Source organism: Amycolatopsis sp. NPDC051045 (assembly GCF_040682955.1).
In the GTDB taxonomy this organism is placed as follows: Bacteria; Actinomycetota; Actinomycetes; order Mycobacteriales; family Pseudonocardiaceae; genus Amycolatopsis.
In genome coordinates this window covers 46,147-62,995 of record NZ_JBFBCC010000011.1, presented here as the reverse complement: position 1 = coordinate 62,995, position 16,849 = coordinate 46,147, and the positions used below count along the sequence as shown (strand labels likewise).

General features: G+C 72.9%; 14 protein-coding genes. 6 read left to right on the top strand and 8 right to left on the bottom strand.

What is annotated here, in order from left to right:
• Positions 1 to 136: 136 nt before the first annotated feature.
• The 3 genes from AB0M80_RS25515 (at position 137) to AB0M80_RS25505 (ending at position 5,554) form a co-directional block, all read left to right on the top strand.
• On the top strand, positions 137 to 1,528 hold the full coding sequence (locus AB0M80_RS25515; protein WP_364569596.1) for an amino acid permease: 1,392 nt from the start codon (positions 137 to 139) through the stop codon (positions 1,526 to 1,528).
• A 99-nt stretch (positions 1,529 to 1,627) separates the two neighbouring features.
• Entirely contained in the window at positions 1,628 to 2,629 is a 1,002-nt protein-coding gene (locus AB0M80_RS25510; RefSeq protein WP_364569593.1) for a LacI family DNA-binding transcriptional regulator, read from the top strand.
• Between the two features lie 87 nt (positions 2,630 to 2,716).
• Positions 2,717 to 5,554 (top strand): glycoside hydrolase family 2 TIM barrel-domain containing protein, encoded by a 2,838-nt coding sequence (locus tag AB0M80_RS25505; RefSeq protein ID WP_364569590.1) that lies wholly within the window; start codon positions 2,717 to 2,719, stop codon positions 5,552 to 5,554.
• A gap of 33 nt (positions 5,555 to 5,587) precedes the next feature.
• Here the strand turns inward: AB0M80_RS25505 and AB0M80_RS25500 are convergent, their stop codons facing one another.
• Complete coding sequence (locus AB0M80_RS25500; RefSeq protein WP_364569587.1) at positions 5,588 to 6,325, bottom strand: TetR family transcriptional regulator; 738 nt, start codon at positions 6,323 to 6,325, stop codon at positions 5,588 to 5,590.
• Positions 6,326 to 6,413: 88 nt separating this feature from the next.
• Here AB0M80_RS25500 and AB0M80_RS25495 point away from each other — a divergent pair, with 88 nt between their 5' ends.
• Positions 6,414 to 7,559: an FAD-dependent monooxygenase gene (locus AB0M80_RS25495; protein ID WP_364569584.1), complete on the top strand. Its 1,146-nt coding sequence runs from the start codon at positions 6,414 to 6,416 to the stop codon at positions 7,557 to 7,559.
• A gap of 77 nt (positions 7,560 to 7,636) precedes the next feature.
• On the opposite strand, the gene AB0M80_RS25490 is transcribed toward AB0M80_RS25495, so the two are convergent.
• Positions 7,637 to 8,314: an NUDIX domain-containing protein gene (locus AB0M80_RS25490; RefSeq protein ID WP_364569582.1), complete on the bottom strand. Its 678-nt coding sequence runs from the start codon at positions 8,312 to 8,314 to the stop codon at positions 7,637 to 7,639.
• 83 nt (positions 8,315 to 8,397) lie between these two features.
• On the opposite strand from AB0M80_RS25490, the gene AB0M80_RS25485 reads away from it, so the two are divergent.
• Both AB0M80_RS25485 and AB0M80_RS25480 read left to right on the top strand, forming a co-directional pair.
• On the top strand, positions 8,398 to 9,399 hold the full coding sequence (locus AB0M80_RS25485) for an SPFH domain-containing protein (RefSeq protein WP_364569579.1): 1,002 nt from the start codon (positions 8,398 to 8,400) through the stop codon (positions 9,397 to 9,399).
• Entirely contained in the window at positions 9,396 to 10,265 is an 870-nt protein-coding gene (locus AB0M80_RS25480; RefSeq protein ID WP_364569576.1) for a hypothetical protein, read from the top strand. Before AB0M80_RS25485 ends, AB0M80_RS25480 begins: the two co-directional genes overlap by 4 nt.
• Before the next feature lie 43 nt (positions 10,266 to 10,308).
• Here AB0M80_RS25480 and AB0M80_RS25475 read toward each other — a convergent pair whose 3' ends face one another.
• From AB0M80_RS25475 to AB0M80_RS25450, 6 genes are all read right to left on the bottom strand, one after another.
• Positions 10,309 to 12,531: a glycoside hydrolase family 15 protein gene (locus AB0M80_RS25475; protein WP_364569573.1), complete on the bottom strand. Its 2,223-nt coding sequence runs from the start codon at positions 12,529 to 12,531 to the stop codon at positions 10,309 to 10,311.
• Positions 12,532 to 12,648: 117 nt separating this feature from the next.
• A complete protein-coding gene (locus AB0M80_RS25470; RefSeq protein WP_364569570.1) occupies positions 12,649 to 13,344 on the bottom strand; it encodes a TetR/AcrR family transcriptional regulator in 696 nt (231 codons plus the stop codon).
• A 35-nt stretch (positions 13,345 to 13,379) separates the two neighbouring features.
• A complete protein-coding gene (locus tag AB0M80_RS25465) occupies positions 13,380 to 14,480 on the bottom strand; it encodes a glycerate kinase (protein ID WP_364569567.1) in 1,101 nt (366 codons plus the stop codon).
• Positions 14,477 to 14,854, bottom strand: coding sequence for a gamma-glutamylcyclotransferase (locus AB0M80_RS25460; RefSeq protein ID WP_364569564.1), 378 nt, complete (start codon positions 14,852 to 14,854; stop codon positions 14,477 to 14,479). The genes AB0M80_RS25465 and AB0M80_RS25460 overlap by 4 nt, the downstream gene beginning before the upstream one ends.
• A gap of 9 nt (positions 14,855 to 14,863) precedes the next feature.
• The gene (locus tag AB0M80_RS25455; protein WP_364569562.1) at positions 14,864 to 16,315 is read right to left on the bottom strand and encodes an NCS2 family permease; all 1,452 of its coding nucleotides are present in this window, start codon (positions 16,313 to 16,315) and stop codon (positions 14,864 to 14,866) included.
• 51 nt (positions 16,316 to 16,366) lie between these two features.
• Positions 16,367 to 16,849, bottom strand: a complete 483-nt coding sequence (locus AB0M80_RS25450) for a nucleoside deaminase (RefSeq protein WP_364569559.1) — start codon at positions 16,847 to 16,849, stop codon at positions 16,367 to 16,369.

Here is a 16,849-nt window from a genome sequence, read left to right as displayed (position 1 = left end):
GGCCGGACGGCGGGCACCCCCGTGTCCACTCGAAACCGGGCACAGTGGACGAAATCCGCGGGTGATCTCCGGCACACGTTAAGCCTTTCTTAGGCCGCTTGGTGACTTGCCGCACACGCTCTAGCGTCTGGCAACCATGGATTCCTCGCTGCTCACCGAAACCGGTGAAAGCTACTCGAAAGCACTGGGCAACCGCCAAGTGCAGATGATCGCCATCGGCGGCGCGATCGGTGTCGGGCTGTTCCTCGGCGCCGGCGGCAAGCTCCACCAGGTCGGGCCGTCGCTGGTCTTCTCCTACGCGATCTGCGGGGTGGCTGCCTACTTCGTGATGCGCGCGCTCGGCGAACTCGTCCTGCACGAGCCCAGCTCCGGCAGCTTCGTCACCTACGCGCGGAAGTTCATCGGGCCGTGGGCCGGGTTCGCGTCCGGCTGGATGTACTGGGTGAACTGGGCGATGACCGGGATCGCGGAGATCACCGCGGTCGCCATCTACGTGCACAAGTGGCTGCCGGACGTGCCGCAGTGGCTCACCGCGCTGATCGCACTGGGCGTCCTGCTGGCGGTGAACCTGCTGTCGGTGAAGGTGTTCGGCGAACTGGAGTTCTGGTTCTCGGTGGTCAAGGTGCTGGCCATCGTCGTCTTCCTGGTCACCGGCGCCGGCCTGGTGCTGACGGGCGCCGACATCGGCGGCACACCCGCCGGCGCGCACAACCTGACCGGCCACAGTGGACTCTTCCCGGCGGGCATCGGCGTCGCGCTGATGACGCTGCAGGCGGTCATCTTCGCCTACTCGGCCATCGAGGTCGTCGGCATCGCGGCCGGCGAAACGAAGAACCCGCGCCAGGTGCTCCCGAAGGCGATCAACGGCGTGGCCTGGCGGATCGGCGTGTTCTACGTCGGGTCCGTGCTGCTGCTGGCGATGCTGCTGCCGTGGCCGTTCTACAGCGGCGACGAGAGCCCGTTCGTCACCGTGTTCAGCCGGCTCGGCATCCCGGGCATCGGCGACGTGATGAACGCGGTGGTCCTCACCGCGGCGCTGTCCAGCGTCAACTCCGGCCTGTACTCCACCGGCCGGATCCTGCGTTCGCTGGCCGAAAAGGGCGAAGCGCCGTCGTTCGTCAGCAGGATGAGCCGCCGGCAGGTGCCCTACGGCGGCATCCTGTTCACCTCGGTCGCCTACGTGCTGGGCGTGGTGCTCAACTACCTGGTGCCGAAGGAGGCGTTCGACATCGCCATCGCGATCGCGTCGCTCGGCGTGATCAGCACCTGGGCGACGCTGATCTTCTGCCAGCTGCGCCTGCGCCAGGCCGCCCTGCGCGGCGAGCTGGAACGCCCGTCGTACCGGATGCCGTGGGCGCCCTACAGCGGCTGGGCGACGCTGGCGTTCCTGGCCGTGGTGGTGGTCCTGATGGGCTTCTCCGACGGCGCCGAGAAGATCGCGTTTTCCTCGATCCCGGTGCTGGCCGTGGTGCTGGCCGTCGGCTGGCGCGTGATCTCGAAGCGCCGCGAACGCACCCCTCTCGGGTAACAAAAGGAGGCGACACTCGCGCCGAACTCGTATCTCGTGTCGATCGCTCCGGTATGGCCGGACGGCGGGGTTCGGGGTGCGGGCGGGCATACTCAGCGGGTGTCTTCGAGCAGCACGGAACCCCGGCGGGTGACGATCCACGACGTCGCGCGCATCGCCGGGGTCTCCCGGCAGACGGTGTCGCGGGCACTGAACGACAAGGCCGAGATCGACGGCTCGACCAAGCAGCGCGTCCTCGACGCCGCCCGCGAGCTCGGGTACCGCCCGAGCCGCTTCGCCCGCGGCCTGGTCCGGCCGGACACCACCACGATCGGCCTGGTGGTGCCGGACCTGCTCAACCCGTTCTTCACCGAGGTCGCCTCCGGTGCGCTGCAGGCGGCCCGGGCGCGCGGCTGGCACGTGGTCGTCTACGACACCGCCGACGACCCGGAGCAGGAACTCGCCACGCTCCGGGTGATCGGCACCCAGGTCGACGCGGTCGTCGGCTACTTCAGCCGGTCCGACGAGGACCTCGACCGCCTCACCGCCGGCATCCCCGTGGTGCTGCTCGGCCGCGAACCGCACACCCCGCGGTTCAGCGCCATCTCGATCGACGGCGAGGACGGCGTCCGCGAAGCCGTCGCCCACCTCGCCGGACGCGGGCACCGGCGGATCGGGATGCTCGACGGCCACCCCGGCCCGAGCGTCCGCCGCCGGTGGTTCCTGCAGGCCGCCGCCGAATGCGGGGTTCCGGTGCACCCCGGCTGGATCACGCGCGCCGCCCAGACCGTCGACGGCGGGGGTGCGGCGCTGGCCACCCTGCTCGCCGCCCACCCCGACGTCACCGCCGTGTTCGCCTTCAACGACGTGATCGCCATCGGCGCCCTGCGCGAGGCGCGCCGGTTCGGCCTGCGCGTGCCCGCCGACCTCGCGGTGATCGGGTTCGACGGGCTGGCGCTCGGCACCCTCGTCGAACCGGAGCTCTCCAGCGTCGCGATCGACACCCGCGCGCTCGGTGCGCTGGCCGTCGACCAGGCGGCGCGGCTCGTGACCGGTGCCGCGCCCCTCGAACCCGGCGAGCTGGTCGTCCGCGCCGCGCTCCACCTGCGCGAATCCGCCTGATCCCTTGACACCCCGGCGCCCGGCCACGCACACTGCCGAGCGTCCCGTGAACGTTCACGGGAGCGCTCACGGGCTCGGGAGGACGCCATGTCGTACGTCGAAGACCCCGGCCCCGGCCGCGGTTCGCTGCCCCCGCGCGCGGCCTTCACCTCCGATGCCGCGTCGCTGTCGCTGAACGGCAGCTGGCGGTTCCGGCTGTCGCCGAGTCTCGCGGCCGCCCCGCCCGGCGTCGAGCGCGACGGCTTCGACGACTCCGCGTGGGGCGAGCTGCCGGTGCCGTCGCTGTGGCAGCTGCACGGCCACGGGCGCCCGGCCTACACGAACGTGCCCTACCCGTTCCCGGTCGACCCGCCGCACGTGCCGTCGGACAACCCGACCGGAGACCACCGCCTGCGGTTCGACCTGCCCGCGCGCTGGCCCGCCGGGCCCGCCGTGCTGCGCTTCGACGGGATCGACTCGTGCGGCCGGATCTGGCTCAACGGCACCGAACTCGGGGTCACCAAGGGCAGCAGGCTGCCGTCGGAGTTCGAGGTGGGACCGCTGCTGCGGCCGGCGGGCAACGTCCTCGTGGTGCGCGTGCACCAGTGGTCGGCCGGCAGCTACCTCGAAGACCAGGACATGTGGTGGCTGTCGGGGATCTTCCGCGCCGTCACCCTGCTCGCCCGCCCGGACGGCGGCATCGGCGACTACTGGATCCGCGCGGACTACGACCACACCACCGGCCTGGGCACGGTCCGCGTCGAAACCGGACCGGACGTCGTGCTGGACATCCCCGAACTGGGCGTCACCGGGCACCCGGCCGGGGAACCGCTGGAGCTGCCGGTCGAGCCGTGGAGCGCCGAGACCCCGCGGCTGTACGAGGGCACGCTGGCCACCGCGGCGGAGCGGGTGCCGGTGCGGATCGGGTTCCGGACGGTGACCGTCGAGGACGGGCAGCTCAAGGTCAACGGCCGCCGGCTGCTGCTGCGCGGGGTGAACCGCCACGAGCACGATCCGCGCACCGGGCGCGTGGTGCCGCCGGAGACCGCGCTGGCCGACGTGCTGCTGATGAAGCGGCACAACGTCAACGCGGTCCGGACCAGCCACTACCCGCCGGACCCGGCGTTCCTCGAGCTGTGCGACACCCACGGCCTGTGGGTGATCGACGAGTGCGACCTGGAAACCCACGGCTTCGAGCCGCTGGGCTGGGCCGGCAACCCCAGCGGCGAGCCGATGTGGGCCGAGGCCTACCTCGACCGGATGCGGCGCACGGTGGAGCGGGACAAGAACCGGCCCAGCGTGATCCTCTGGTCGCTGGGCAACGAGAGCCACACCGGGGAGAACCTGGCGCGGATGGCGGAGTGGGTGCGCCACCGCGACCCGACCCGGCCGGTGCACTACGAGGGCGACCACGACTGCGCCTACGTGGACGTGCACAGCCGGATGTACGCCACGCACGAGGAGGTCGAGCGGATCGGCCGCCGGGAGGACGGCAACGCGCGCCGCCGGGACCTGCCGTTCGTGCTGTGCGAGTACGGGCACGCGATGGGCAACGGCCCGGGCGGCCTGCTGGAGTACCGCGAGCTGTTCGAGCGGTACCCGAACTGCCAGGGCGGGTTCATCTGGGAGTGGATCGACCACGGCCTGGCCGCCGACGGGCACTTCGCCTACGGCGGCGACTTCGGGGAACCGATCCACGACGGCAACTTCGTCATCGACGGCCTGCTCTTCCCCGACCGGACGCCGTCGCCGGGGCTGATCGAGTTCGCGAAGATCATCGAGCCGGTCCGGATCGACGCGGACGCGTTCGGGATCCGGGTGAGCAACCACTACGACTTCGTGAGCACCGAGCACCTCACGTTCACCTGGCGGCTGGAGGACGAGGGAATCGAGGTCACCCGCGGCGTGCTCGACGTCCCGGCCGTCCACTCCGGACAGAGTGCTTCGGTGCCGCTGCCCGCCTTGCCCGCGACGAGCGGCGAGTCGTGGTTGACCGTGTCCGCCGCGCTGACGTCGGCGACCGCGTGGGCGCCGGCCGGGCACGTCGTCGGGTGGGGGCAGCTGCCGGTGTCGGCGGCGCCCGCCGCGGCGCCACTCCCGTCGCGCGGGCCGGTGTTCCGCACCGGTGGGCGGCTGGTGCTGGGGACCGGCGAGTTCGACCCGGCGACGGGCACGCTCACGGCCCTCGGCGGGCACCGGGTGCACGGGCCGCGGCTCGACGTCTGGCGCGCGACGACCGACAACGACCGGGGCACGTTCGCGGGGCCGCCCGAAGCCGGCCGGTGGCGCGAGGCCGGGCTGCACCGGATGCAGCACCGGGTGAGCACCGTGGACGCCGACGGCGAGGAACTCGTGGTGCGCACTCGCGTGGCACCGCCGGCGCAGCCGTTCGGCCTGCTCACCGACTACACGTGGACGGCGTACGACGACCGCCTGCGCCTGCGGGTGGCGGTGACCCCGGACGGCGACTTCCCCGGCACGCTCCCCCGGCTGGGCCTGGCGATGGCGGTACCGGGCACGTTCGGTTCGGCCGAGTGGTTCGGCGGCGGCCCCGGCGAGGCGTATCCCGACAGCGGCCGGGCGGCGCGGATCGGCCGGTTCTCCAGCAGCGTCGACGACCTGCAGACGCCGTACGTCTTCCCGCAGGAGAACGGCAACCGGACGGCGGTGCGGTGGGCGCGGCTGAGCGCCCCCGATGGCGCGGGCCTGCGGATCGACGGCGACCCGGTCTTCGACTTCACCGCCCGCCGCTGGACCCCGGCGGCTTTGGAGGCGGCGCGCCACACCGTCGACCTGGTGCCGGGCGAGCTGGTGCACCTGACGCTCGACGTGGCGCAGCACGGGCTCGGGACGGCGTCGTGCGGGCCCGGCGTGCTGCCGCGGTACCGGCTGGTGCCGCAGAAGACGGAGTTCACGCTGTGGTTCCGGCCGGTGCCGGGTCACTGAGCCGCGTCTCAAAAAGTCTCATAATTCGTCTCATTAATCCGCGGCGGGCAGGTGGCGGTAGATCGTCGCCCGGGAGACGCCGAGCGCGGCCGCGATGTCGGACGGCGCGCGCCCGGCTTCGTGCAGGCGCCGGGCCGCCTCGATCTTGTCCGCGGTCATCGCCGACGGCCGGCCGCGGCGGCTCCGGCCCCCGGGGCCGGCGGTCTCGATCGGGCTCGTCGCGGAAGGCCGGCTTCCGCCCGCGGGCACGGCGGTGAACAGCCGGTCGACGCCGTCCAGGATCGCCCCGCGCAGCTGCGCCTCCGGGGCGTCGGCGAAGAGGACCACCGGGTCGCTGAGCATGGCGATCGCCTGCGCCGCGCGGACCCGGCCGCCGAAGTCCGCGTCCGGCCCGGCGACCAGGTCGTTGGCCCGGAGCATGCCGTCGCGGAACCGGTCGAACACCGCCGCCGACGCGGTCAGGCCGAGGTCGCGCAGGTTCATCCGGAGCAGGTACCGGTGGGTCAGCCAGACGTCGACGAGTCCTTCGATCGCGGCCCGGCGGGGGTCGAGGGACTCCGCGGCCTTGGCCAACGCGGCTTCGAAGTCGGCCAGCATCGGCTCGGCGAGCGCCGTGACGATGTCCGCCTTGCCCGGGAAGTGGTAGAGCACCGCGGTCTTGGTCACGCCGACGCGCTCGGCCAGCTCCCGCACCGACGTCTCGTGGTAGCCGCGCGCCGAAAACTCCTCCAGCGCCGCGCGCAGGATCCGGACCCGGGTGTCGTCGGTCATCCCCCGAGCCTAGCCGCTTGCCTGACCATCGGACAGGAGAGTAGCGTCGGCACTGACCGATGGTCAGGACTTGAGACAGGGGCCCACCATGACCGAACAGACCGTGCTGATTTCCGGTGCCGGAGTCGCCGGGCCGACGCTGGCCCACTGGCTGGCCCGCGCGGGCTTCCGGCCCACCGTGGTGGAACGGGCCGCGGGCCTGCGCTCGAGCGGCAGCCCGGTGGACGTCCGCGGACCGGCAGCGCGCGTCGCGGAGCGGATGGGCGTCACCGCCCAGCTGCGCGAAGCGAGCACGAGCGCGACGTCGCTGAACTTCGTCGACGACGCGGGGCGGCGCACCGGCCGGATCCCGATGGGACTACTGGGGTCGGCCGGTGACATCGAGCTGCCCCGCACCGACCTCGCGGCGATCCTGCACGACGCGGCGCGCGACCACGCCGAGTTCGTCTTCGGCGACTCGATCACCGAGCTCCGCCAGGACAGTGGCGGCGTCGACGTCACGTTCGAGCGCGGCGCCCCGCGGCGGTTCGACCTGGTGATCGGCGCGGACGGGCTGCACTCGGCGGTGCGGCGGCTGGCGTTCGGCCCGGAGCAGGCGTTCGTCGAGCACGTCGGCGTCTACATCGCGACGCTGCCGCTGGCCGGACCGCCGGCCGACGCGGCGGCGATCGAGATGTACAACTCTCCCGGCCGGGCGGTCGCGGTGCACCCGGCGGGCGGCCACGGCATCGCGGCGTTCATGTTCCGCGGCGACGCGGTGCCGGGGTTCGACCACCGCGACACCGCGCTGCACCGGCGCATGCTCGCCGAAGCCTACGAAGGCGCGGGCTGGCGGGTACCGGAGCTGCTGGAGCAGGTGCGCTCGGCGGAGGACCTGTACTTCGACTCGGTGAGCCGGGTCCGGATGGACGGCTGGCACACGGGCCGCATCGTCCTGGCCGGCGACGCGGCATCGTGCGTGTCCCTGTTCGGCGACGGCTCGACGCTGGCCATGGCCGGGGCGTACACGCTGGCGGAGGAGCTGGGCCGGACACCGCAAGACGCGGCGGCGGCGTTCCGGCGCTACGAGACGGCGCACCGGAAGCTGGTGGAACCGAAGCAGCGCACGGTATCCACGGCGGCGGCGCTGCTGATCCCGGCCACGCGCGGCGGCCTGGCGGCCCGCAACCTCGGCACGCGCCTGCTGCCGCTGGTCTCGGCGGCGCGCCGGTTGGTTCCCGCCCGCGCCGCGTAGAGGCGGTGAGCGAGGCACGGCCATCCAGCCGAAGGGCGGCTTCCCGGCAGCCGCTGGTCCTCGCTCGCACCGACTGATCAGCTTCGCAGCATGGGCGGGTACAGCACTTCAGCCGCACCTCGCCGGTAGAGGCGGGCCGGGCGGCCGCCGTCGCGGGTGGTCGTGCGGCCGGTCGGCTCCAGCAGCCCCTCGGCTCCGGTCACCTTGCGGTGGAAGTTGCGCGGGTCCAGCCGGGTTTCCCAGACCAGCTCGTACACCCGGCGCAGCTCCGCGACCGTGAACTCCGGCGCGCAGAACGCCGTCGCCAGCGGCGAATACTCCAGTTTCGCGCGGGCGCGTTCGAGGCCGTCAGCCAGGATGCGGTCGTGGTCGAACGCCAGGCGCTCGGCCCGCAGCGCCCGCACCGGCGCCCACCGGGCCTCCGCCGCGTCCGTGCCCGCGCGCGGGACCGGGAGGTCCGGCGCCAGCGCCAGGTACGCCACCGTCACCACCCGCATCCGCGGGTCCCGCTCCGGCGCGCCGTAGGCCGCGAGCTGTTCGATGTGGACGGTCCCCGGCGCGAGTCCCGTCTCCTCGGCCAGCTCGCGCCGCGCCGCGCCCGGCAGGTCCTCGTCCTCCCGCACGAACCCGCCGGGCAGCGCCCATTCGTCCAGGAACGGCGAAACTCCCCGGCGGACCACCAGTGCGCACAGCTCGTCGCCGGTCAGGGTGAGCACGACGAGGTCGACGGTGACGGCGAACGGCGGGTGACCCATGCCACCACCCTACCCGCTAATCGTCATCTTGACGATTAGGCCACCGTCCGCATATCGTCACGCTGACGATAAGAGGAGGCTCCATGGCCGACATCGACCGCCGGTTCGGGTTCCGGCACCTGCGCGGCGCCCCCACCGTGCACATCCGCCACTACCGCCGCGGCCGGCTCGCGCACGACGGCGTCGGGCTGTCGTTCTGGTACCGGCCGCTGACTGCGGTGGTCTCGGAGGTCCCGGTCGACGACCGCGAGCTGCCGCTGCTGTTCCACGCCCGCACGGCCGACTTCCAGGACGTCACCGTCCAGCTCGCGCTGACCTTCCGGATCGAGGACCCGGCGCTGGCCGCGCAGCGGATCGACTTCTCCATCGACCCGGACACCGGCCGGTGGCGCAGCGACCCGCTGGGCCAGATCAGCGGGCTGCTCACCGAAAACGTCCAGCAGTACGCGGTCGAGGTGCTGACCCGCACTCCCCTGGCCACCGCGCTCGTCGACGGCGTCCGCGCGGTTCGCGACCGGATCCGCGCGGGCCTGGCCGAAGAGGACACGCGGCTGGCGCAGACCGGTTCGGCGGTGGTCGACGTGCGCGTCGTCTCGATCCGGGCGCAGCCCGAGGTCGAGAAGGCGCTCCAGACGACGGCACGGGAGAAGGTGCAGCAGGAGGCCGACCGCGCGACCTTCGAGCGGCGCGCGCTCGCGGTCGAACGCGAGCGCGCGATCAGCGAAAACGAGCTGCAGAGCCAGATCGAGCTGGCCCGCCGCGAGGAGCAGCTGCTCGCCCAGCGCGGTGCGAACGCCCGGCGTCAGGCCGAAGAAGCGGCGGCGGCGAACCGGATCGAGACGGAGGCGCAGGCCTCGCGCGAGGAGCGGCTGACGCAGGTGAAGGCCGCCGGAAAGCGCGCACTCGGCGAAGCGGAAGCGGCCGGCGAGGCGGCCCGGCTGGCGGCGTACCGGGACCTGCCCGAGGGCGTGCTCGCCGGGCTGGCGCTGAAGGAACTGGCGGGGAACCTGCCGCAGATCGACAGCCTGGTCCTGACTCCCGATCTGCTCACGCCGTTGCTGACGAAGCTGGGCGCGCGGTCGTGAGCATCGCCCCGCGCGTCGTGCTGGTGCACCGGCGCACCGAGCTGGACGAGCTGCTCGCCCGGCACGGCACGCGCGGCCAGGCGGAGTTCTTCCTGCGCACGCGCGGCCGGGACCTCGCCGAAGTGACCGAGGCGGACGCCGCCGTGCGCGCGGCGCTCGCCGCGGCGTCGGCGGCGATCCCGCTGGATTGGCGCCGGGGCGAGGTGGAACGCGCGGACCTCGACCGGTTCCTGTTCACCCCGGAGGACGTCGTCGTCGTGGTCGGGCAGGACGGCCTGGTCGCGAACGTGGCCAAGTACCTCGACGGCCAGCCCGTGATCGGCGTCGCGCCCGGCGCGCCCGGCGTGCTGGTCCGGCACCCGCCGGCCGCCGTCGCGGAGCTGGTCCGCGCCACCGGCGACGTCGAGCACCGGACGATGGCCGAGCTCACCGCCGACGACGGCCAGCGGCTGCTGGCCCTCAACGAGATCTACCTGGGGCACGCCGGGCACCAGACCGCCCGCTACCGGCTGGGGGTCGGTGGCGGGCGGGCGGAACGGCAGGCGTCGTCGGGGATCCTCGTCGGCACGGGCACCGGGGCGACCGGCTGGTGCGGCTCGGTGTGGCGGGAGCGCCACAGCGGACTGCGGCTCCCCACGCCCGGCGAGGCCCGGCTGGTCTGGTTCGTGCGGGAAGCGTGGCCGTCGCCGGCCACCGGGACCACTTGCACCGAGGGGGAACTGACGAAGGCGCCGTTGACGGTCGAGGTCGAATCGGACCGCCTGGTCGCGTTCGGCGACGGCCTCGAAGCCGACACCGTCGCCCTCACCCGCGGCCAGACCGCGACGGTCGTCCCCGCGGCGAAGACCGTCCGTCTGGTGCGGTGACCCACCGGCCCGGCACACCGAGGGGGCGTGCCGGGCCGGTGCGTCAGGTGCCGTAGCGGGCCTTGACGATCGACGGCGTGTCGAGGTTGTGGCCCGCGTCCATGCTCTGGGCCAGCCGCAGGTACTGCCCCTCGGCCCACATCAGCGGGCCCGCGCTGCCGGTCGGACGGCCCAGCCCGAAGCAGCCGGCGTCCGCGCGGTCCCAGACCTGCTCGGGCACGAAGTACCCGTCGTTGACCGAGTCCGCCATGGACTTCAGGTACACCGCGGCCGAGCGGCCGTTGGCCAGTTCGTACTCGCCGCGCTCCCCCGACAGCACCGGCCACAGCCGCCCGAACCGCTGCGGGCCACCGGCCGGCCAGCCGCTGCAGTTCGCGGTGCTTTCGCCGTAGTTGTCGTGCGGGTAGCGGTGGAAGTAGACGTCGCCGTTCGGCAGCGTCACCTGCATCGCCGCGTTGCCGTCGGAGGCGGCGGCCGTGGGTGCCACCGAGTTCGCGATCGTCGCGTCACCGGCCGGGCGGATGCCGAGCCGCACCAGGTCGAGGAACCCGAAGTCGGTGACGTCGTGCTCGTAGAAGCAGCCTTCGTCGAAGCAGATCGTCGCGCCGTCGTTCGGGTTGCCGGCCCGGTCGAGCCGTTCGTAGTAGGTGTGCCCGCCCCAGTAGCCCGACGTCGTCACGGTCCACCCGGCCAGCGAGTTCCGCCAGGAGTCCGCGGTGGACTCCCACGACGACGCACTCGCGGTGTCGCCGTTCGCGCGCGCGATGGCCCCGGCCGCGATCAGGCCGGCGATCTCCGCCGCGACCGACGACGGCGACTTGCCGTACTGCTCCTCCCACCGCTCGGTGGTGTCCGGGCCGGTCGAGACGATGTGGTTCGCCGTCGTCTTGACCTTGGCGTAGGTCGAGGCGTCGGTGAGGCCGGTCAGCCAGGCCAGCAGGATCGCATCCGCGTCCTGGTCGAGCTGTTCGCAGCAGCCGAGCTGCTGGGCACTCGCGCCCGCGACGCCGGAAACCGGGCTGTAGCGGGGAAACGACCCGGCCGGGTACGTCGTGCCGTCGCCCGCCGTGGGGCCGCCGATCCACTGCGAGTTCCAGAGGAACTGGGCCATCCGCTTGGCCTGCGCGCTGTCGCCGGCGGCCAGGAGGCCGGTCGCCTGCTGGTAGAGGTCGCGGCCCCAGACGCGGTGGTAGCCGTCGTTGAGGTGGTCGCCGTTCGTGAAGTCGCCCCACGGCGTCGCCAGGCCCGCGACGCTCGCGCCCGGGTGCTGCTTGTCCTCGGCGGTCTTCAGCGCCATCGCCGCGACGTAGTAGGCGCGACGCCGTTGCGTGTCCCCGGAGACGCTGGCGGGGGCGGGCTTCAGGCTGCCGACGTAGGAGTTCCAGCCGCTGCGGTAGGCGCTCGACACGGCGGAGAACCCGCTGCCGAGAGACCCGGTCGCCGCCGAGGACGCGGCCGCCGCGGTGCCGCCGAAGCCGAGCGCGACGGTGAACGTCGTGTCCGTGCCGACCGGAATCTGTCCACACTGGACGACGTTGCCGTTCCCGGAAACGGTGTCGAACTGGTTGTTCAGGGTCTTGTCGGCGCGCAGGTCGACCAGGCAGTCGCTGGCGGCACCGCTGTAGCCGTTGTCGTGCGCGGTGAAGCCGGTCGAAACGCGCAGCGCGGAAACGACCGTCGTGGCCGTTCCGCCGAACAGCGTCTCGGTCCCGCTCGCCATCAGCGCGCCGCCGTCCCACCAGGCGTTGTCACCCGCGCCGCCGCCGGCCATCGACGGGTTGGCCAGCAGGTAGAGCCGGTAGCTGCCGCCGTCGAGCGACTGGAACCGGGTGTTCGTGACGAGCGTGGCGCGAGCCGGATCGGTGACGTAACTGGTGGTGATCCGGTACTTCCCGCTCTTGGCGGTGTTGGTGACAGTGTACTGCAGCGCCTTCTCGTCGGGCATCGACACGACGTGGTTCGTGGCGTCGCGTTCCAGGTCGACGAAGCTCGAGCCGTCGGTGACGACGAACTGCATGTCCTGGGTGTTCGGGACGTCGGCCCGCGGGTAGAAGACCTCCGAGGTGACGCCGGCGGCGACGGTGAACCACACCGGGCTGCCGGTGGTCGTCGAGGTGCCGAGCGCGGCCTTGTTGCCGGTCGCCCACGAGGCCCCGCCGCCGCAGCAGTCGGTCGCGGTCCCGCTGGCCCGGGCTGTGCCGGGCAGTGCCCCGGCGAGCAGAATTCCCGCTCCGGCGCAGGCCAGAACCGCTTTCCACCTGATCATGGGGACCCTCCGACGGCGTTGTCGTCAATATGTTGCGCGCCGCAACATATTGAGCCGCTTCCGGGTGACAAGCAATGTCCGATCGAACTGGATCGATCCAGCCCTGCGCCGGACGGCTCAGGCGTCGGCTATCCGGTCCAGCCATTCGGCCAGCAGGACGCGCTCGGCGCCGGTGAGCACGGTGGCGCCGTCGAGTCCGGCCCGCAGCGCGATGGCGCGCTCCGGCAGGTCCGAACCCGCCGGTTCCGCGGCGCCGGTGAGGATGCGGCTGAGTACGGTCTCCCGGGCCGTCTCCGACAGTTCGGGATCGCGCTCCTCCTCCGGGGTGGCGATCAGGCTCAGCACGACCCCCATCCCGGTGGCGTGCACCAGCCGCGCCGCGCGCTCGACGCTCACCCGGAGCCGGCCGGCCGCCGCGACGCGCTCGACGATGCTCCGCAGCATCGCCTCGGCTTCCCGCCCGGCGGGCGAGGTACGGCCCGGTCGCGCGTCGCCGTACATGAGCACGTAGAACTCCGGGCGGGACAGCCCGAACTCGATGTGCAGGTCCCAGCCGCGGCGCAGGTCCGCCACCGCGTCACCGGTCGAACCGAGCGCACGCTTGCTCGTCAGGTACTCGTCGAAACCGTACGCGGCGACGGCGTCGAGCAGGCCGTCCTTGTCGCCGAAGAGCCGGTACAGCGCGGGCGGCTGAACCCCGGCGGCAGCACTGACCGCGCGGGTCGAAAGGCCGTCGCGTCCCGCCGCCGCCAGCAGCGCGGCGGCCGCCCGGAGGATCCGCTCACGGGTGTCCGCCGCCGTCTTCGTCACCATGGTTTCAATGATAACAAAGCTCTGGTAGCGCTCGTTCAGTCGCCGAGGTGGTCCACGGCGACGCGGCGGGCGAGCCGGCGCAGCAGCGGCGCGGCCTCGGCCATGCAGCGGGCCGGGTCGGGTTCGAGGTCCGTCAGCGCGTACGCGGCCGCGATGCCCGCCTCGGCCAGGTCCGCCGCGGACAACAGACAGCGCCCGGAGACGGCGACGCAGGGAAGGCCTGCGGCCCTGGCGGCCCGGGCCACCCCGGCCGGGGCCTTGCCGGACAACGTCTGCCGGTCGAGAGAGCCCTCGCCGGTGACGACCAGCGCGGCCCCGGCCACGGCATCGTCGAAGCCGAGCAGGTCGAGCAGCAGCTCGATGCCGGGGCGCATCCGGGCACCCAGCAGGGCCATCGCGGCGAAGCCCGCTCCCCCGGCGGCCCCGGCACCCGCGCGGGAAGCGAATCCTGGGCCGGCGACCGACGCCCAGTGCCGCAACGCCGCGTCGAGCACCTCGACATCGCCCCGGGAAGCGCCCTTCTGCGGCCCGTAGACGAACGCGGCGCCGTCCGGCCCGCAGAGCGGGTTGCCGACGTCGCCCGCCAGCTCGAAGTCCACTTCGGACAGGTCCATTCCGGACAGGTCCAGCGAAGCGAGCCGGGACAGCGCGGCGCCACCGAGGGGAAGGTCTCGCCCGGCGTCGTCGAGGAGCCGGGCCCCGAGTGCGCTCACCAGCCCCGCGCCGCCGTCGGTGCAGGCGCTGCCCCCGACGCCGAGCACGATCCGGCGGCACCCCGCCCGCACCGCGGCGGCGATGACGTCGCCGGTCCCCGCGCTGGTGGCGGTGAGCGGCTCCGGCGGGCCGGGGAGCCGGGGCAGCCCGGACGCCTCGGCCAGCTCGACCACGGCGGTCCCGCCGCGCACCGCGTAGGACGCCGTCAGCGGCGCCCCGGTCGGCCCGCGGGCCGGGACCGGCACCCGCCTGTACCCGGCGGCGACGGCGGCGTCGACCGTCCCTTCGCCGCCGTCGGCCACCGGCAGGGTCGCCACCGTCAGGGCCGGGTGGACGTCGGCGAGGCCGGCGGCCACCGCCGACGCCACCTCCCCCGCGGTCAGCGACCCCTTGAACTTGTCCGGCGCGACCAGGACCTTCACGCGCTCGCCTTGAAGGCCCGCCAGTCGCCGATCCCGGTGATGTCCCGCAGGGCGGCGTGCGAGGTGTAGGGCCGCCGCAGCAGCATCGCGAACGCCGAACTGCCGTCGGCCAGCTCCACCACACCGAGCTCCAGCTCGTGCGGCTCGGCCGGCAGCACCGTGTCCCGCAAGGCGTCCAGCGAGACGTCGTAGACCTCGCCGGCGACCGCCGCGCCGCCGTGCGACACCGGGTACAGCGCCGGGCACTGGTCGCCGACGGCGTAGAACCGGTACTTCGGCGCGGTGTCCGCGACCCCCACGAACGGCGATCCGTCGAGGAGGTGGTGCAGCGGCTCGCCGCGCATGGCGCCGCCGTTGAAGAACATCAAAGGCACGGGAACTCCTTACCGGAAGAGGGCTTCGACGCCGTCGATGGCGAAGTACACCGCGAACACCAGCGCCAGCAGCGACAGCAGCCAGCCGGCCTCACGCCACTTGCCGCGGCCGATCTTGATCAGCACGAAGGCGATCAGGCCGGCACCGACGCCGTTGGTGATCGAGTAGGTGAACGGGATGAGCGCGGCGGTCAGGAACACCGGGATGGTGTAGTCCGGGTCGTGCCACGGGATGCTCCGGCACTGCGCGACCATCATCCCGCCGATGACCACCAGCGCCGGTGCGGCCGCCTGGGCCGGCACCACCCCGGCCAGCGGCGTGAACAGCAGCGTCCCGGCGAACAGCAGCCCGGTGACGACGCTCGCCAGCCCGGTTCGCGCCCCCTCGCCGACGCCGGCCGCCGATTCCAGGAACACCGTGTTCGGCGACGAGCCGGTGACGCCGCCCGCGATCGCGCCCGCGCCGTCGACCAGCAGGATCCGGCCCATCCGCGGGACCTTGCCGGTCTTCGACAGGCCCGCTTCGTCGGAGACACTGGTGATCGTGCCCATGGCGTCGAAGAACCCGGACAGCACCAGGGTGAACAGGAACACCGTGGCCGCGAGCGCGCCCGCCGAGGCGAAGCCGCCGAACAGGTCGATGTGGCCGAAGAGCCCGAAGTCGGGTGCGGCGACGACGTGGTCGGGCAGGGCCGGGTCGGTGCGGCCCCAGCCGCCGACGCCGAAGCCGTCGTGCAGCACGACGGCGAGCACCGTCGCGACGCCGATGCTGATCAGCACCGCGCCCGGGACCTTGCGGGCCACCAGCACGATCATCAGCAGCAAGCCGACGCAGAACACGACGATCGGCCAGCCGGCGAGGTGCCCGTTCGCGCCGAGGCGCACCGGGACCGTGGTCCCGGCCGCGTCCGGCACCCGGGTCACGAATCCGGCGCTGACCAGGCCGACGAGCGCGATGTAGAGCCCGATTCCGATGGTGATCGCCGTCTTCAGCGGCCGGGGGATGGCGTTCATGATCCGCTCGCGGACCCCGCTGACCGCCATCAGCACGATGCAGACGCCTTCGAGCACCACGAGCCCGAAGGCCTGCGCCCAGGTCATCGACGGAGCCATCTGGAAGGCGACGATGCCGTTGATGCCGAGCCCGGCGGCCAGCGCGAGGGGTGCGTTGCCGACGACTCCCATGAGGACGGTCATCACGGCGGCGGCCAGCGCGGTCGCCGTGGTCACCTGCGCGGCCGAGAGCCGCGCGCCGGTGATGTCGGCGGAGGCGCCGAGGATGAGCGGGTTGAGCAGCACGATGTAGGCCATCGCGACGAACGTCGTGACGCCGCCGCGGACCTCCCGCCCGATCGTGCTCTGCCGCGCCCGCAGCTCGAAGAGCTTGTCGAGCAGTGAACGGCGCTGGGGTGGTCCGGGTACTTCGTCTGCTACTGGGGCGTCGATCTCGGTCTGGGTCATGCGTCCTGCCCTTGCCGATGGGGGTTGGCTCCGGTCAGCCGGCCTGGTGGGTCAGTAGTCGGTGCGGTCGCTCTTGCCGAGCCACGCCGCGAAGGGCGCGAAACCGTCCTTTGCGGACACTCGCGTGACGGGGACCGTCCAGGTGTCGCGGGGACGGTCGAACAGTTCGTAGAACGCGCGGTCGTCGAAACCGGCCTTGGCCGCGTCGTCGCGGTCCGCGGCGAAGATCACCTTGTCCACCCGCGCCCACAACGCGGACGACAGGCACATCGGGCACGGCTCGCAGCTGGAGACGAGCACGCAGCCGTCCAGCTTGAAGGTGCCCAGCTCCTGGCAGGCCGCGCGGATCGCGACCACCTCGGCGTGCGCGGTCGGGTCGAGGTTCGCGGTGACCCGGTTGACGCCGGTCGAGACGACCTGGCCGTCCCGCACGACCAGCGCACCGAACGGGCCGCCACCGTTCTCGACGTTGCGGGTGGCGATCCGGACGGCTTCGTCCAGCCACTCCCGCTCGACGGAAATCGACGTGGTCAT

Excerpts from the sequence above, each read along its gene's own strand:
- AB0M80_RS25515 (WP_364569596.1), top strand. The coding sequence starts at position 137 with ATGGATTCCTCGCTGCTCACCGAAACCGGTGAAAGCTACTCGAAAGCA.
- AB0M80_RS25505 (WP_364569590.1), top strand. The coding sequence starts at position 2,717 with ATGTCGTACGTCGAAGACCCCGGCCCCGGCCGCGGTTCGCTGCCCCCG.
- AB0M80_RS25500 (WP_364569587.1), bottom strand. The coding sequence starts at position 6,325 with ATGACCGACGACACCCGGGTCCGGATCCTGCGCGCGGCGCTGGAGGAG.
- AB0M80_RS25495 (WP_364569584.1), top strand. The coding sequence starts at position 6,414 with ATGACCGAACAGACCGTGCTGATTTCCGGTGCCGGAGTCGCCGGGCCG.
- AB0M80_RS25490 (WP_364569582.1), bottom strand. The coding sequence starts at position 8,314 with ATGGGTCACCCGCCGTTCGCCGTCACCGTCGACCTCGTCGTGCTCACC.
- AB0M80_RS25485 (WP_364569579.1), top strand. The coding sequence starts at position 8,398 with ATGGCCGACATCGACCGCCGGTTCGGGTTCCGGCACCTGCGCGGCGCC.
- AB0M80_RS25475 (WP_364569573.1), bottom strand. The coding sequence starts at position 12,531 with ATGATCAGGTGGAAAGCGGTTCTGGCCTGCGCCGGAGCGGGAATTCTG.
- AB0M80_RS25470 (WP_364569570.1), bottom strand. The coding sequence starts at position 13,344 with ATGGTGACGAAGACGGCGGCGGACACCCGTGAGCGGATCCTCCGGGCG.
- AB0M80_RS25455 (WP_364569562.1), bottom strand. The coding sequence starts at position 16,315 with ATGACCCAGACCGAGATCGACGCCCCAGTAGCAGACGAAGTACCCGGA.
- AB0M80_RS25450 (WP_364569559.1), bottom strand. The coding sequence starts at position 16,849 with ATGACCACGTCGATTTCCGTCGAGCGGGAGTGGCTGGACGAAGCCGTC.